Origin of the sequence: Mycobacterium gordonae (assembly GCF_002101675.1) — a bacterium.
GTDB classification, from domain to species: Bacteria; Actinomycetota; Actinomycetes; order Mycobacteriales; family Mycobacteriaceae; genus Mycobacterium; species Mycobacterium gordonae.
Genome location: NZ_LQOY01000241.1, coordinates 84534 through 100384, shown reverse-complemented (window position 1 = coordinate 100384; position 15851 = coordinate 84534). Strand labels below are relative to the sequence as shown.

The 15851-nt window shown below is 67.3% G+C and carries 11 protein-coding genes; 7 read left to right on the top strand and 4 right to left on the bottom strand.

All coding sequences use genetic code 11. The features are described 5' to 3' along the window. Nucleotides 1–9: 9 nt before the first annotated feature. Nucleotides 10–1620 (bottom strand): arylsulfatase, encoded by a 1611-nt coding sequence (locus tag AWC08_RS30845; RefSeq protein ID WP_069434595.1) that lies wholly within the window; start codon nucleotides 1618–1620, stop codon nucleotides 10–12. Nucleotides 1621–1651: 31 nt separating this feature from the next. Here AWC08_RS30845 and AWC08_RS30840 point away from each other — a divergent pair, with 31 nt between their 5' ends. After that, nucleotides 1652–2485 (top strand): SDR family NAD(P)-dependent oxidoreductase, encoded by an 834-nt coding sequence (locus AWC08_RS30840; RefSeq protein WP_069434590.1) that lies wholly within the window; start codon nucleotides 1652–1654, stop codon nucleotides 2483–2485. 8 nt (nucleotides 2486–2493) lie between these two features. Here AWC08_RS30840 and AWC08_RS30835 read toward each other — a convergent pair whose 3' ends face one another. After that, nucleotides 2494–3999 (bottom strand): DUF4185 domain-containing protein, encoded by a 1506-nt coding sequence (locus tag AWC08_RS30835; RefSeq protein WP_065137177.1) that lies wholly within the window; start codon nucleotides 3997–3999, stop codon nucleotides 2494–2496. Between the two features lie 364 nt (nucleotides 4000–4363). Between AWC08_RS30835 and glgX the strand changes: the two genes are divergently transcribed. Together glgX and AWC08_RS30825 are read left to right on the top strand one after the other, a co-directional pair. Beyond that, nucleotides 4364–6481 carry a glycogen debranching protein GlgX gene (glgX, locus tag AWC08_RS30830; protein WP_065137187.1) on the top strand — a complete coding sequence of 706 codons (2118 nt, stop codon included), beginning with the start codon at nucleotides 4364–4366 and terminating at the stop codon, nucleotides 6479–6481. Between the two features lie 126 nt (nucleotides 6482–6607). Further along, on the top strand, nucleotides 6608–7369 hold the full coding sequence (locus AWC08_RS30825) for a sensor domain-containing protein (protein WP_065137176.1): 762 nt from the start codon (nucleotides 6608–6610) through the stop codon (nucleotides 7367–7369). Between the two features lies 1 nt (nucleotide 7370). On the opposite strand, the gene AWC08_RS30820 is transcribed toward AWC08_RS30825, so the two are convergent. Beyond that, a complete protein-coding gene (locus tag AWC08_RS30820; RefSeq protein ID WP_065137175.1) occupies nucleotides 7371–11369 on the bottom strand; it encodes a PPE domain-containing protein in 3999 nt (1332 codons plus the stop codon). A gap of 324 nt (nucleotides 11370–11693) precedes the next feature. On the opposite strand from AWC08_RS30820, the gene AWC08_RS30815 reads away from it, so the two are divergent. From AWC08_RS30815 to AWC08_RS30800, 4 genes are all read left to right on the top strand, one after another. Further along, nucleotides 11694–11969, top strand: coding sequence for a DUF4235 domain-containing protein (locus AWC08_RS30815; protein ID WP_065137174.1), 276 nt, complete (start codon nucleotides 11694–11696; stop codon nucleotides 11967–11969). Nucleotides 11970–12113: 144 nt separating this feature from the next. After that, the gene (locus tag AWC08_RS30810; RefSeq protein WP_082986760.1) at nucleotides 12114–13007 is read left to right on the top strand and encodes a DUF1295 domain-containing protein; all 894 of its coding nucleotides are present in this window, start codon (nucleotides 12114–12116) and stop codon (nucleotides 13005–13007) included. Further along, entirely contained in the window at nucleotides 13004–14128 is a 1125-nt protein-coding gene (locus AWC08_RS30805) for an FAD-dependent oxidoreductase (RefSeq protein ID WP_085088672.1), read from the top strand. Before AWC08_RS30810 ends, AWC08_RS30805 begins: the two co-directional genes overlap by 4 nt. 9 nt (nucleotides 14129–14137) lie before the next feature. After that, nucleotides 14138–14581, top strand: coding sequence for a nuclear transport factor 2 family protein (locus tag AWC08_RS30800; protein ID WP_065137173.1), 444 nt, complete (start codon nucleotides 14138–14140; stop codon nucleotides 14579–14581). On the opposite strand, the gene AWC08_RS30795 is transcribed toward AWC08_RS30800, so the two are convergent. Next, entirely contained in the window at nucleotides 14520–15851 is a 1332-nt protein-coding gene (locus AWC08_RS30795; RefSeq protein ID WP_065137172.1) for an acyltransferase family protein, read from the bottom strand. The genes AWC08_RS30800 and AWC08_RS30795 overlap by 62 nt on opposite strands.

Sequence of the window (15851 nt, the reverse complement as noted above, 5' to 3'; positions counted from 1 at the left end):
CCGGGGGTTTCAGCCGAACAGCGACGGGTCGGCGTCGAAAACCGATATCGGCTCGACGATCACTCCGTTGTCCGCGACATAGCGTTCCCACAGCGCGACGAGTTCGGCAAGCTTGTCCGGATGCTCTGCGGCCAGATCGTGGATCTCACCGGGATCGGCCGCGAGGTCATACAGTTGCCAGACCCCGGGGCCATACGGCGCGGGTAGGTGCAATGCCTTCCAGTCGCCCTGCCGAATCGCGCGCCGGCCGAACAACTCCCACCCGGTACCGGTCTGCGCGTCGTGCACGCTGTGCGCTCCGCCCGAGAGATACCCCACCATCGAGCGCCCTTGCATCGGTGCCACCTGGCGGCCGCGATAGCTGGCGCCGGGATGCTCGACGCCGGCCAATTCCAGCACGGTAGGCGCGATGTCCATGGCGGTCGTGAACGCGGTGCCGATCTCCCCTTGCCGCTCGAAGCCCGGCCAGGTGGCGAAGCCGACCACCCGGATACCTCCTTCGGTGGTGAAGGCTTTGTGCAGACGGGACGGCGCGGTGGCGGCCTGCGCCCAGCGCGGGCCGTACCAGATGTAGGAGCTGGGGCGGCCGAGGTTGTCTAGGCTGTTGTCGCAGTACTTTTCGATCTGCGCGGCGATCTGCGGGCCGCGCAGCGGCATCGCCTCCACGATCGCGCCCTCAGCGCCGTTGTCGGACAGGAAGATCACCACCGTGTTGTCCAATTCGCCGGTCTCGGACAGGTAGTCGACGACCCGGCCGATGTTCCAGTCCATCCGGTCCACCATCCCGGCATAGACCTCCATGCTGCGCGCCGAGCGCGCCCGCTCGTCGTCGGACATGTCGTCCCATTCCGGGGCGCCGTCGGCCACCACGGGATGCGCCTCGACATCGGGCGGACAGAGGCCCAGTCGCTTCAGTGCGGCCAGCCGTTCCTCGCGCAACACGTCCGGCCCGGCGTCGTAGCGGCCGCGGTAGGTCGCGATGGATTCGTCGGGTGCCTGCAGCGGCCAGTGTGGCGCCTGAAACGGCAGATAGGCGAAGAACGGTCGCTCGTCGTCGGGGGAACGTTCACCCAGATAACGCAACAAAGTGTCGGTGTAGTAGTCCGACGAGTAGAAGTCCTCGCCGACGGTGACGAAGTGGTCGTCCTCGGTGTATTGGGTTGGCACCGAAAGAAATCCGCCGCCTCCGCCGCCGTAGTGGCTGGCGCCGGCCGGCAGCAGCGCGAAGGAGCGCTCGAAACCACGTGCCCACGGCGACGTTTCAATGGTGGCGCCCAGATGCCATTTGCCCGACATCAGCGTCAGGTAGCCGGCATCGCGCAGCAGTTCCGGCAGCGCGACCACCCGGTCGTTCAAGTAGCCTTCGTAGCCCGGCGCGCCCTGGAAGCCGGGGACGGCCACCTCCAGCATGGTGCCGATGCCCGCGATGTGGTGATCGATGCCGGTGAGCAGCATCGCGCGGGTGGGCGAGCAGGCCGGCGCCGAATGGAAGTCGGTGAACCGGACCCCCTGATAGGCCAGCCGGTCCAGATTGGGGGTATTGATCTCGCCCCCGAAGGCGCCGAGGTCGGAGAAGCCGAGATCGTCGGCCACAATCACCAGAAAGTTGGGTCGCGTCACCTGGAGCATCCTGTCAGCTTCGGCACAAGATATGACCATGGCGCACGCTAATGGGTTGCTGACGGGTCGTGTCGCAGTAGTCACCGGCGGAGGCGGCGGTATCGGTGCGGCGACGTCGCGGCTGTTCGCCGAGCATGGTGCCCGGGTGGTCATCGCCGACATCGACGGCGAGCGCGCGCACCGGACCGCGGCCCAGATCGGCGGCTCGGCGCAGGCGGTGGTGACCGATGTGCGGGAGCCAGATGAGGTCCAGGCGCTGGCCGCCTCGGTGCGCGACGGCTACGGCCGGATCGACGTGCTGGTGAACAACGTCGGGCACTGGGTGCGGCACCCGGGCGGCTTCGCCGGTACCGACCCCGGCCTGTGGGCCGAGCTGTACCGGGTGAACCTGCACCACGTCTTCCTGGTCACCCGGGCTTTCCTGCCGATGATGATCGATCAACGAGCCGGTGCGATCGTCAACGTGTCCTCCGTCGAGGGACTGCGCGGCTACCCGGAAGATCCCGTCTACGCCGCGTTCAAGGCGGCCGTCATCCACTTCACCCGCAGCCTGGCGGTGCAGGTCGGCCGCGATGGCGTGCGCGTCAACGCGATCGGCCCGGACGTCACCGAATCGCTGCAGGTGCCCTACTCCCAGTGGCTCTCCGCCGAGGAACACCAGCAATGGCCCCAGTGGGTGCCGGTCGGGCGCATGGGTCTGCCCGAGGACCAGGCCCGGGTCATTCTGTTCCTGGCCTCAGACCTCTCGTCATTCGTCACTGGCCACACGATTCCGACCGACGGCGGAACGGGAGCCGCGGGCGGATGGTTCCGTTCGTCGCGGCGCGCCGGGCGGGAATGGACGAACCGCCCCATCGACCCTTAACCGAGCCGCTAACCAAGCGACGTGTGCATCAGCATCACGTCGTATGCCGACCACAGCGATAGGTTGAAGTACACGTCCTTGCCCGTCGTCCACGGGTGCATCATCGGCGCGTAGACGCCGCCCGGCATCTGGAAATTCGACACCAGCAGGTGCTCCGGGCCATAAGGTCCCTGCGGGGTGGGCGCGGTGCGAGCCACCACGTCGTTGGCGCCGTTGGTGTACATCACCAGGTACTGCTTGAGGTAGGTGTTGTACTGGGCGGACATCTCGGCAACCGGGCCCGGGATGACCGGGGTCGCCGCCGACGGCTTGTTCGGCACCCAGGAGTTCGAATCGCCGTTCCAGTACTCGTATTTGGTGAGGTCGGGAATGAACCGCGGCTGCACGCGCGACAGGTGTGCCGCGCCGCCGCGCCCGTTGGGTGTGCCGAAGGAGTACAGGTAGCCGTCGCTGCCCTTCAGGTAGGCACCCATCTGAAAATTCTCATTGCCCTCGACATACGGGACCCGCGCGGCGTCCGGCCCGTTGGCGCGGATGGTGCCCGGGTAGACCGACCAGGTCTGGCCGTTGTCGTTGGACATCGCGACGCCGGAGTAGTTCGTCCACCATTCGCCATCGCGACCCCAGTCCTTGATGGACATGAAGTTGATGTACTGGGTCTTGCCGACCGAGATGGCGGCGGTCGGGATGATTCCGGTTTCTTCCCTGGCGTATTTGATGCTGTTGATGACCTGCCGGGAGAAGCCCGGCTGCTGCGTCGGCGAACCGGCGTACCGGTTGTTGGGGTCACCGGCGGCGACGTGTAATCCGTGGGACAGATCTTGGTCGTTACTGCGGAACAACACGTTATAGCGCCACTGGTCGCCCTTGACTGCGCAGTAGCCGAACGTGTCACCGAAGGCCATCAGCACCTGATGGTTGGCGGGATCACCGTTGTCCCAGAGGATTCCGAGGTCGGTTCCGGAGATGCCGAATCGTTCGAGGGTCTTGTTCGGCCCGTCCGGTCCGGTCACCCACTCGACCAGCGAGGTGTTGGAGCCACCGAGCGCGCCGTCGGCTTCCGGCGCCCCGGCCGGCGGCGCCGGAGCCGGATTGGGCGGCGGAACAACGGCACCTTCTGGGGCCGGAGCCAGCTGGCCGGCCGCGGGCTGCTGACCCGCGGCGGGTGGCGCGGGAGCCGGTGGTGCGGGGTTGGCGCCCGGGACGAGCGCTTGTTGTTGCATCGGCGCGGAGTAGCGCTGTCCGGGTTGCAGCACGCGCTGCAGCGGTCCCAGGCGTGGCAGCGGTGCGCGGTCGTTGGCGCCGCGGGGCCGCTTGTTCATGGGCCCGAGCACCTTGCCCCCCGGATTGGTGACCACAGCGTTCGCCGGCGGTGGGACGTTAGCTTCGGGCGCGCTACACGGCAACGCATGCGCCTGCGGAGCGAGGCCGGGAACGAGACTGATTGGAAGGATGAGCCCGACAGCGGCCGTCGCTGCCAGCGATACCGAAACAAAGCGAGGAATCGCCGACATGTCACACCTTTCCAGAGGCCGGACGCCGCATTGACGTCCGCATGGGTTGATGTGACGATAGTGAGCAATGAGGTTTTTGTGACCGCTGAGCGGTCAATAGGTATGTGTCCGTGACCGTGTCGCAACCCTCGCCGGAATTCTGAAACAGACCTTCACGGAGGGTGTTTCGTCCCCCGCGGCAGACTGAGAGCGATCTCATGCTTAACCCGGCCCGGCAGCGGATATACAGAGCGCGACCGCCGGTGTTCCCAGTTCGGTCAAACCGTCAACGTCAGGAGGCACGGTGGTTACCAATGTCAGCCCGGAGCAGAGCGCAGCGCGTGGGGTCGCCGGCGGAACCGGCCAGCCCGAAGAACGCCCCGAAGTGTGGCCGGGCAAGGCTTATCCACTCGGCTCCAGCTATGACGGCTCCGGTACGAATTTCGCGGTGTTCAGCGAGGTGGCCGAGCGGGTCGAACTCTGCCTGTTCGACGACGACGGCTCCGAGACCAGGATTGCGCTGCCGGAAGTCGACGGGTTCGTCTGGCACGCGTTCCTGCCCAGCGTGCAGCCCGGCCAGCGCTACGGCTTCCGGGTCCACGGCCCCTACGATCCCGCCAACGGCCACCGGTGCAACCCGAACAAGTTGCTGGTGGACCCGTATTCGAAGGCGATCGACGGGTCATTCCAGTGGGACCAGTCGTTGTTCAGCTACAACTTCGGCGATCCGGACAGCCGCAATGACGAGGACTCGGCGGCCAACATGCCCAAGTCCGTCGTGATCAACCCCTACTTCGACTGGGGTGTGGACCGGCCGCCCGGCCACGAGTACGCCGACACGGTCATCTACGAGGCCCACGTCAAGGGCCTCACCCAGACCCATCCCGCGATCCCCGAGCGGATGCGGGGCACGTATTCGGCGATCGCGCACCCGGCGATCATCGAGCATCTGACCAGCCTCGGCGTCAATGCCATTGAGCTGATGCCGGTACACCACTTCGCCAACGACTCGACCCTCATCGAGAAGGGGCTGTCAAACTACTGGGGGTACAACACAATCGGGTTCTTTGCCCCCGATTTCAAGTACACCGCCAGCAACACACCCGGTGGCCAGGTCCAGGAGTTCAAGGCCATGGTGCGCACGCTGCACGAGGCGAACATCGAGGTGATCCTCGACGTCGTCTACAACCACACGGCCGAGGGAAACCACATGGGACCCACCTTGTCGATGCGCGGCATCGACAACGCCGCCTATTACCGGTTGGTCGACGACGACAAGCAGTACTACATGGACTACACCGGCACCGGCAACAGCCTCAACGTCGGGCATCCGCACACCCTGCAACTCATCATGGATTCGCTGCGCTACTGGGTGACCGAGATGCATGTGGACGGATTCCGCTTCGACCTGGCCTCCACCCTGGCACGGGAATTCTATGACGTCGATCGGCTGTCGGCGTTCTTCGAACTGGTGCAACAGGATCCGATCGTCAGCCAGGTGAAGTTGATCGCCGAACCGTGGGATGTCGGGCCCGGTGGCTATCAGGTCGGCAATTTTCCGCCTCAGTGGACCGAGTGGAACGGCAAGTTCCGCGACACCATCCGCGACTTCTGGCGCGGTGAAGACGCCATCCTCAGCGAATTCGCTTCCCGGATCAGCGGATCGGCCGACCTTTACGAGCACACCGCACGGCGACCGGTCGCGTCGATCAACTTCGTCACCGCCCATGACGGGTTCACGCTGCGGGACCTGGTGTCCTACAACGAGAAACATAACGAGGCCAATGGCGAAGACAACAACGACGGCGAGTCGCACAACCGGTCCTGGAATTGTGGCGCCGAGGGCCCGACCGACGACCCGGAGATCAACGCGCTGCGGGCCCGGCAGCAGCGCAACTTCCTGGCGACAACCGTTCTGTCGCAAGGCGTTCCGATGATCTGTCACGGCGACGAACTCGGCCGCACCCAGAACGGCAACAACAACGGCTTCTGCCAGGACAGCGAGCTGACCTGGATCGACTGGAACAACGCCGACAACGACCTCATCGAGTTCACCCGGACGGTGGCGTCCATCCGGGCCGCGCACCCGGTCTTCCGGAGGCGGCGTTTCTTCACCGGGGCCCCGGTGCGCATCCGAGGTTCCGAGGGACTACCCGACATCTCGTGGTTCCGACCCGACGGCTCGGAGATGAGCGACGAGGACTGGGATTCCGGTTTCGGCAAGTCGGTTGCCGTCTTCCTGAACGGACTGGGGATCCCGGGCACCGATACACGCGGACAACGCGTCACCGACGACTCCTTCGTGGTGTGTTTCAACGCCCACCACGAGCCAATCGAATTCGTCCTTCCCCCCGACGAATTCGGTCCAGCATGGATCGCCGTGCTGGACACCGCCACCAGCACCGGACAGGTGGACAGCAGCCAAGCACTGCCTCCGAAAGGCAGGATCACGATCGAGGCCCGCGCGGTGGTGCTCTTGCAGCAGACCGAGCGCGAGGAGTAACCAGGCGTTACAAGAACCTGTTCCCCCCGGCGCGAAGCGGCAGTATGCTCAGGCCGCCAACTGCGGCAGGCGCGCCGGGGAGTCGCGGATTGCTTGCACCTTAACGACAAGCAAGAAGGACAGGTTATGCGATCCCTTTCCGCAGCCGCCGCGGTTGCCGCCGCCGGATTATTGGTCGCCGCTTGCGGTGGCGACAACGACAACAGCACCCCGTCCTCTGGGTCGTCGAGTGCGGCAACCAGCTCGTCCAAGCCGCCGGTCGCCCAGGCGGCGCTGGGCAACCTGCTGCTCACCCCGTCGGAGATCGACAGCATCCTGGGCACCATGGGCATGGCGATCAAAGACAAGTCCGACAAGCTGGCCGACGACGGCAACAAGCAGTACCCGCAGGGCTGGAAGTGGCCCGCCGAATGCCTGTTCGCCTACGGTCCGGGCGAGAACCCGGTCTACGCCGGCAGCGGATTCACCGCGGCCCTCGGTCGCGATGACAGCGCCACCCCGGCCACCCCGGGCTCCAAGGACATGGACCCTGAGGCCGTGCAGTACCTGGTGGTGTTTCCCTCCGCGGCCGAGGCGAAGGCGTTCTTCGAGGCCTCGTCCAAGGCCTGGCCGGCCTGCGCGGATCGCCCGCTCGTCGTCCCCGCCGACCCTGGCGGTGCGGAAATCACCTGGAAAGTGGGACAGGTGAATTCGTCAAACGGCGTGCTGACGACCACCATCTCGGTCAGCACCACCGACAACGGCACGCCCGTTGGCGGAGCCTGCCAGCGGGCACTGACGGTGCGCAACAATGTGGTGATCGACGTCAGCGGATGCGGCCCCAAAGACCCCGGCGACGCCGGCGTCAAGCTTGCCACTGCGCTCGCCGGCAAGGTCGAAAAGGCCTGAGCTACCTCAGCAGCGGCCGGATGTCCACGTGGAAGCTGCCGGGGCCCGCGATCGCGGACAGCTGGTCGCCCGCGGCGACCGCGAGGTTGATGACGCCGTTGAACGCCTTGGCCCCGGAGCCATTGGCGGTGACGATGGCGAAGTTGCCGCCCGCCAGTCCCCCGGACTGGTCACCGGCCAGCGCGACGTTGCTGCCGCCAGCGACCACCGCGATGTTGAAGACACCGGCCCCGCCGGCCCAGACATCGTGGTTGCCGTCGCCGACCACCGTGGCGATGTTGGCGAAGTTGACCGGGCCGTGGCCGCTGGCCTCGACGAGGTGATTGCCGTCGCCGACAACCGTGGACACGATCCCGAAGTTCGCAGGTTGGTGGGCACGGACCGCGACGCCGGTGTTCCCGTCGCCGACGGCGGTGGCGACACCGCCAATGCTCAGCCCGGCGACGCTGGCGGCGACCGTGTTGTGGTTGCCGACCGCGGTCGCGGCGACGGCGATGTTGCCGCCGACGCCGCCGGCAGTGGCCGCGACCTGGGTGTTGCCGTCGCCGATCGCCGTGCCCAGTGTCGCGATGTTCGCACCGACGCCCGAGGCGGTGGCTGAGACGCCGTTGCCCGCACCGGCCGCGGTGGCCAGGGTCGCGTAGTTCTGCAGCCCGGTTGCCGACGCGGTGGCCGTGTTGCCGCCGCCGATAAAGGCGGTCGCCGCCGTCGCGATGTTGCCGGCGCCGTTGGCGGTGGCCGAGACGGCGTTGCCGTCGGTGATGGCGGTGCTCAGCGTGGCGATGTTGCCGCCGATCCCCACCGCCCGCGCCACGGCCGCGGTGTTGTTGTCACCGAAGACGGTGGCCAGCGTGGCGATATTGCCTCCGGCACCGCCGGCTTCGACCACTCCGCCGGTATTGCCGTCGCCGTACACCGTGCCCAGGGTCGCGATGTTCTCCAGGCCGAAGGCGCTGACCTTCATCGAGTTTCCGTCGCCGATCACCGTCGAGGCGACCGGCACGTTGCCCACCCCGGTCACGTCGACGGTGGCCGTGTTCCGGTCGCCGATGGCGGTGGCGATCGAGGCGATATTGCCCGAACCGGTCGCGCTGGCTGACACCGCCGCATTGTTGTCACCGATCACGGTGCCGAGTGTGACGATGTTGCCGCCGACACCGATCGCGTGCGCCCCGGTGACGGCGTTGCCGCTACCGAACACCGTGGCCAGGGTGGCGATGTTGCCGCCGGCGCCGCCCGCCTCGGCCGAAACCGCGGTGTTGCCGTCACCGTAGGAAGTGGCCACGGTGGCGATGTTGTCCACGCCGAATGCGGTGGCGACCAGACCGCTGTTGTCGCCGATGCCGGTGGCGATGGTGGCGATGTTGCCCAGGCCGGTCGCACTGACCTTGGCGGTGCTGTTGTTGCCGAACACGGTGGCCAGCGTGGCGATGTTGCTGCCGCCGCCACCGGCCTCGGCGGAGACCTGGGTGTTGCCGTCACCGATCGCGGTGGCAAAAGTCGCGATGTTGGCGCCCACGCCCGGCGCGCCGGCCATGACCCCGTTGTTGTTGCCGATGGCGGTTGCGACCGTGGCGATGTTCTCGACGCCGAACGCGTCGATCTTGGCGGTGTTGTTGTTACCGATCAGGGTGGCGATATTGGCGGTGTTGCCCAGGCCCGTCGAGGTGACCGACGCCGAGTTGCCGTCGCCGATCACGGTGGCCAGCGTCGCGGTGTTCCCGCCGCCGCCGCCGGCCGAGGCGAAGACCTGGGTATTGCCCTCACCGATCGCAGTGGCGAAGGTGGCGACGTTGAGGCCGACACCGGGCGCGCTGGCCGCGACGTTGTTGCCGTTGCCGTACGAAGTGGCCACCGTGGCAATGTTTTCCACGCCCAGGGCGCTCGCCGAGGAAGTGTTGTTGTTGCTGAACAGAACCGTGGACAAGGTGGCGGTGTTGCCCGCCCCCAGCGCACTGGCCTGCGCGGTGTTGTTGTCGCCGAACACCGTCGCCAGCGTGGCGATGTTGCCGCCCGCGATGCCGGCGTCGGCATCAACCTTGGAGTTGCCCTGCCCGATGGCGGTGGCGATGGTGGCGGTGTTCCCGCCGACACCCTTGGCCTCGGCGCTGACATTGTTGTCGTGGCCGTAGGAGGTGGCCAGCGTGGCAATGTTCCCGACCCCGATCGTTTCGGCCGCCGAGTTGTTGTTGTTGCTGAACAACACCGTGGACACGCTGGCGATGTTGCCGGCGCCCAACGCACTGGCTTTGGCGGTGTTGTTGTCGCCCAATGAGGTCGCGACGGTCGCGATGTTGCCGCCGGCCCCACCGGCGTCGGCGCTGACCTGGGTGTTGCCGCTGCCGAACGCGGTGGCGATCTGAGCGGTGTTGGCCCCCACGCCGACGGCGCTGGCGCCCACTCCGTTGTTGTTCCCGCCCGAAGTGGCGACGGTGGCGATGTTGCCGGCACCGATCACCTTCGAGGTCACCGTGCTGCCGTTACCCAACGACGTGGCGACGTTGCCGATGTTCCCGGCACCCAGTGCGCTGGCCGCGACGGTGGGATTGTTGGCGCCGAAGGCCGTGGCCACCGTGCCGATGTTCTCCGAGCCACTCGCGTCGGCCGAGACGGCCGTGTTGCCGCTGCCGCCGACGGTCGCGACCGTAGCGATGTTGTCGAGGCCGAACGAGCTCGCTCTGACGCCGTTGTTGTCGCCGAACAATGCGCTGGCCACGGTGCCGAGATGTCCGCCGCCGGTCGCGTTGGCACTGATCGCGTTGTTGTTGCCGATGACGGAGGCGGCGACGGTACCGATGTTGCCGCCGACGCCGGTCGCGGTTGCCGCGACCGCGTTGTTGTTGCCCAGCGCGGCCGCCACCACTCCTTCGTTGCCGCCCGCGCCACCGGCGGCAGCGAGCACATTGACATTGCCGCTACCGGCGACCGCCGCCACGACGGCGTTGTTCTCGACGCCGAACGCGTCGGCCGACACGGTGGAGTTGTTGCTGCCGAACACCGCGGAGACAATGCCGGTGTTCTCCACGCCGGTCACCTTGGCCGCCACGCCGGTGTTGTTGTTCCCGAAGGCGGCTGCCACGGTGGCGTTGTTCTGCACACCCTCGGCGGTGGCGGAGACGGTGTTGTCGTTTCCGAAGGCGGCCGCGACCGTACCGATGTTGCCGACGCCGACGGCATTGGCGAGGACGGTGTTGTTATTGCCGAACGCCAGCGCACCGGTGCCGATGTTGACCGCACCGGTGGCATTCGCGATCGAGTTGCTGCCTATCACCCCGGCGATGTTGAGCACGCCGCCGGTCGCCGACGCGCTGCTGCCGTCACCGAACGCGAACGCGATATCGGCCAGATCGGCGCTCGCCGAACTGTTGGCGCCGCTGGCAACGGCCAAGCCGCCGAAGGTGGTGTTGGCGTGGGCGGTGCCGGTCTGCAGCAGTTGTAGACCGAACAGCGAGATGCTGAAATCCACTCCGGCGCCGGGCAGAGCCAGCGCCTGCTGCCACGGCGCCAGCGCCTCGGCCACCGCGGAGGCCCCGGCGTGATAGCCCGCCATCACGGACACATCGTGAGCCCACAACTGCTCATAGACAGCCTCGGTGGCGGCGATCGCCGGCGCATTCTGTCCGAAAAGATTCGAAATCACCAGCGCCACAAGATTATTACGGTTGGCCGCGATGAGCGCCGGATGCACGATTGCGGCCTGCGCGGCCTCGAAGACCGCAGCCGCCGCGGCGGCCTGCACCGCGGTGCCCGCGGCCTGCGCCGCCACCGCGCTGAGGTACCTGCCGTAAGGAGCGGCCGCGGCAGCCATGGCCGCCGACGCCGGACCCTGCCATGCTCCCTCCACCAGCCCCGCGGTGACGGTGCTGAACGACGATGCCGCGGACTGTAATTCGCCGGCCAAACCCGCCCAGGCGCTCGCGGCTTCCAGGATCGACCCCGGCCCGGCGCCGGAATACATCAGCAGCGAATTGATCTCGGGTGGCAGCACCGAAAAATTCATCGAACCTGTCCATTCTCAGCGTCTGGGCTCATCCGGCCGACCGCCGCTCCCCAGGCGACCGCCGAACACCACCCCCCCGCCGGCCGCTCACCCGTGACCTGGGTCGATTGCTGCGCACACGACCCACCATGCACGCGCCTCCCGCTAACGAGATCGAGCAACCACCGGAAAACAAACTGAGCAGCCTGGCAAGCAAGAACATATCCGGCAACCGCGGAACATGTTTCACATTTCGCCAAATGAAATCGACTTTTGGCAGAAGCGTTGGAGAACGTGCGGATCCGGGAACCCGGGTAGCAACAACCGCACGAGAAGAGGACCGACATGAGCGCGAAATCGAAAGCCCTTTACCTCCCGCTGTCGATGGCCACCAGTGTCACCGGCGGCCTGCTGGCCGGCGCCGTTTTCAGTCAGGTCTGGAAACGCTTCAGCGACGATGACCAGGCGCCACCGGACCCCAAGGATCTGCGCAACTCCACCCGCAGCGCCCTCATCGGCGCGGGCCTACAAGGGCTGATTTTCGGTGTGGTCAAGGCTGCCGTCGACCGGGCCGGCGCGCGGGGCTATCAAGCCGTCACCCAGGAGTCCCCCGCGGCCTGACGCGGGCCTCGGTCACGCCGCTAGAACGTGTTACAGTTTGGCCGACCGTGGCCGAGCGCCCGGGCTGACCGGGCACTGCGCTGAAGGAGACCCGGATGACGCGCGCTTGCCGGAAAGCGCTGTGGCCGAGATGATTTCGGTTCCATGACGGCGGCGATCAGCAAGCCGCGATCACTGACGCTGGTCACCCTCGCTTACGTGGTGGCAATAGGCGCGGCCACCGCCTGGTTGCTCTGGGGCCCCACTACCGGCCGGCTGTGGCTGGATACCTTCCTCGCCGACGTCCTGGCCACCCTGGTGGTGTTCGTGTTCAGCCGCGTCTACCGCAATTCCAGTTTCTACGACGCGTACTGGAGCGTGATCCCGCCACTGCTGATGTTCTATTGGTGGAGTAAGGCCGGTCCGGGAGTCGACCAGTTGCGGTGCTGGCTGGTGGCGGCGCTGATTGTGGTGTGGGCGGTGCGGCTGACCGCGAACTGGGTCTACGGCTTCCCGGGCCTGCACCATGAGGACTGGCGCTACCCGATGTTCAAGCAACGGGCCGGGCGTTGGGAATTTGTCGTCGACCTCGTCGCCATCCATCTGATCCCGACGTTGCAGGTGTTTGCCGGCATGCTGCCGGTCTACATCGCGGTGACGCATCCCGGCGCGGGCATCCGCTGGCTGACGATCGTCGCGTTCGCGGTGGGACTGGCGGCGGTCAGCCTGGAACTCGTAGCCGACGTGCAGATGCACCGGTTCGTACGCCAGGCCGACGCCGGTGCGGCGATGGACCGCGGCCTGTGGAGTTGGTCGCGGCATCCGAATTACTTCGGCGAGTTCGGTTTCTGGTTCTCCCTCGCCCTGTTCGGAGTGGCGGCTGCTCCGTCGGACGCGTGGTGGCTGTTCCTTGGCGCGGTGGCGATGCTCGCCATGTTCCTGGGCGCCAGCATTCCGATGATGGAGACGCGCAGTCTGCAGCGCCGGCCGCAATACCAGCAGGTGATCGACCGCGTCTCTCGATTCGTACCCCGGCCACCGCGCAAAGTGACGGCATGACCCGCAGGCGGGTGGTGATTGCGGGCCTCGGCGACGTCGGCGTGCTGACCGCCATCCGCCTGGCCCCACACTTCGAGGTGGTCGGCATTTCGGCCAAACCCGGCCTGGTCAGTGGCCAGGAGCTCGGTGTGCGGCTCGCCCGCCCCGACGACTGGGCGCGGGACTACTGGATTCCGTTCGACCGTTTCCGCAAATTGGACCGGGTACGGACGGTGCAGGCCGAACTGACCGGAGTCGACCTCGACGCAAGGACCGTCCTCGGCCGCGGCGAGGACGGCGCGACCGTCGCCGAGCCGTACGACGCGCTGGTCATCTGCACCGGCGTGAGCAACGGGTTTTGGCGGCAACCCGCACTGCAGTCGTCCGCCGAAATCGGTGCCGGGCTGTACGCGGCGCACGAACAGCTGGCCACGGCCAAGTCGGTGATCATCGTCGGCGGCGGCGCGGCTGCGGTCAGCAGCGCCGTCAACCTGGCCACTACCTGGCCCGACAAGCAGATCGAGCTGTACTTCCCCGGGGACCGCCCCCTGCGTGAATACCATCCGCGGACCTGGACACGCGTCGCGCACCGGTTGGCCGAACTCGGCGTGGGCCTGCACCCGGAGCATCGGGCTGTGGTCACCGAGGAATTCACCGGCGAGCAGATCACCAGCGAACCGGTGCGCTGGAGCACCGGTCAGACACCGGCGGTCGCCGATGCCGTGCTGTGGGCGATCGGCCGGGTGCGGCCCAACACCAGCTGGCTGCCACCGGAATTGCTCGACGAGTGCGGGTTTGTCCGGGTGACGCGGCAGCTTCAGGCGCCCGGCCACCCCGAGGTATTCGCGGTCGGGGACGTAGCGGCGACCGATCCGCTGCGCAGTTCGGCTCGCAATCGCGGCGATGGCCTGGTGGCCCGCAACATTCGCGCCACATTCACCGGCCGCCCGTTGCGTCCCTTCAAGGCGCCAGGACGCCGCTGGGGCTCCCTGGTCGGTATCCAGCGGGACGGGTTGGAGGTCTTCTTCCCGACCGGTCACGCCTTGCGGTTCCCGCTCTGGTCGGTCGAGCGCGTGGTGATGCCGTTGATCGTGCGTTGGGGCCTGTACCGCGGCATCCGCGAGAACCGCCCCTTGGGGTGAGCAGCCGCCATGGAGACCTGGGAACTTGTTGCGCGCGAACAGATTCGCGACACGCTGGCCCGCTACACCTGGTCGGGCGACACGGGACGGGCAGACGACCTCGCCGCGACGTTTTGCGCCGACGGCGTGCTGGAGATCCGCGACCGGCCGTCCCTGCGTGGCCGAACCGAGATCGCCCGATTCCTGAGTGACCTCACCGCCGGGGTGGCCGGCAGTGCCCGCGCGGACAGCAAGCCCATCGTCCGGCACATCCTGGCCAACGTGCAGTTCACCGAACTCACTTCGGACCAGGCGCGCGTCCGGTCATATTTCACCGTGGTGACCGACATCGGGCTGGACCATTTTGGTCGCTACCGCGACGTTCTTGTTCCCGCCGAGGGCACGTGGCTGATCAAGCAGCGGTCGGTGTCGACCGACTGGACTGCACCGGCCTCTCGGATGGCCGGCGACTGACGACCCGCGCGACCGCCGCCGCGGCCAGAAAGCCGCCCAGGGCCAACCAACCGTCGGCTCCCGCCAGACCGTTCTTGGCCATCAGAACCAGCGCGACCCCCGCCAGGCAGATCAGCGCGCCGGCGACGACGGACCGGGCGCCTGCGGCCGCGACCGGCGCGTCCCACCACGGCAGGCGGCGGTGCTCAAGCGGTGAGAGCAGTCGGAACATCGCGGCCATGACGGCGGCGAACACCCCGGCCCGCAGTCCGAGCAGCGCCCAGAATCCCGGGGCATGCACGTCATAGGCATCCAGGCCGACGGCATTCAGACCGACGGCGGCGATGGCGATCGCCGGGATGTGCCACAGATACAGGGTCATCGCTCCCCCGTTGCCCACCGCAACGACCCGCCAGACCCGCGGACGCTGCGCCCAGCGGCGGACCGGCCCCGCGGCAGCCACGAACGCACACGACATCCAGGTGCAGTGCAGCGCCAACAGCAGCGTCGGCGGCGATACGTTGGACACCTGCTCGGCGCCGGTCACCACCAGCGAGACCTCGTAAGTCCCGGCGAGCGCGAGTGCTACCTGAGCGGTGAACGCGGATGCCGCGGCAGCCAGCGCCGCGGGCACACCGATCAGCCCGCGGGCATACGCAACGCCGACCACCACCGGGATCAGCCAGACGATCAAGAAGTTGACGACACCGGATTCGGGTGTCCCGACCGCGAAACGAATCCGGTCGACCGCCTCGGCAGCCATCAGCAGCGCCACCACCGTCAGCATCACCCCGCGCCCCGACCGCAATCGGGTCAGCGCCGGGACCAAGGCCAGCGCCACCAGGTAGACGCCGAGGAACCACAGCAGCGCCACACATTCGCGTCCCAGCCCGTCGGCGGACTCGCCGCCTACCGTCACCCGCACCACCAGCAGCGCCACTGTCCACGCCGCCAGGTACCAGAACACCGGCCGGCACAGACGCTGCGCGCGGGTGAAGAGCCAAGTTCCCCAGGAGCTATCGGAATGCCAGCCGTAGGCACCGGCGGCGCCGCCGGCCAGGAAGAACAGCGGCATCACCTGAACCAGCCAGGTCAGCGGCGCAATCGCTGGAATTGCGCCAAGCAGGTTGCCGATCCGCACCCCGGCGGAATCGATGGTGGCCAGCAACAGCGCACAGTGCCCGAACATCACCACGACCAGTGCGGTCAGTCGTGCGACGTCCACCGCGCGATCGCGATCGCGCCCGGCGGAGAGCGCGGCAGGGTGGGGCTTAAAGGTGGCAAGCGGCAT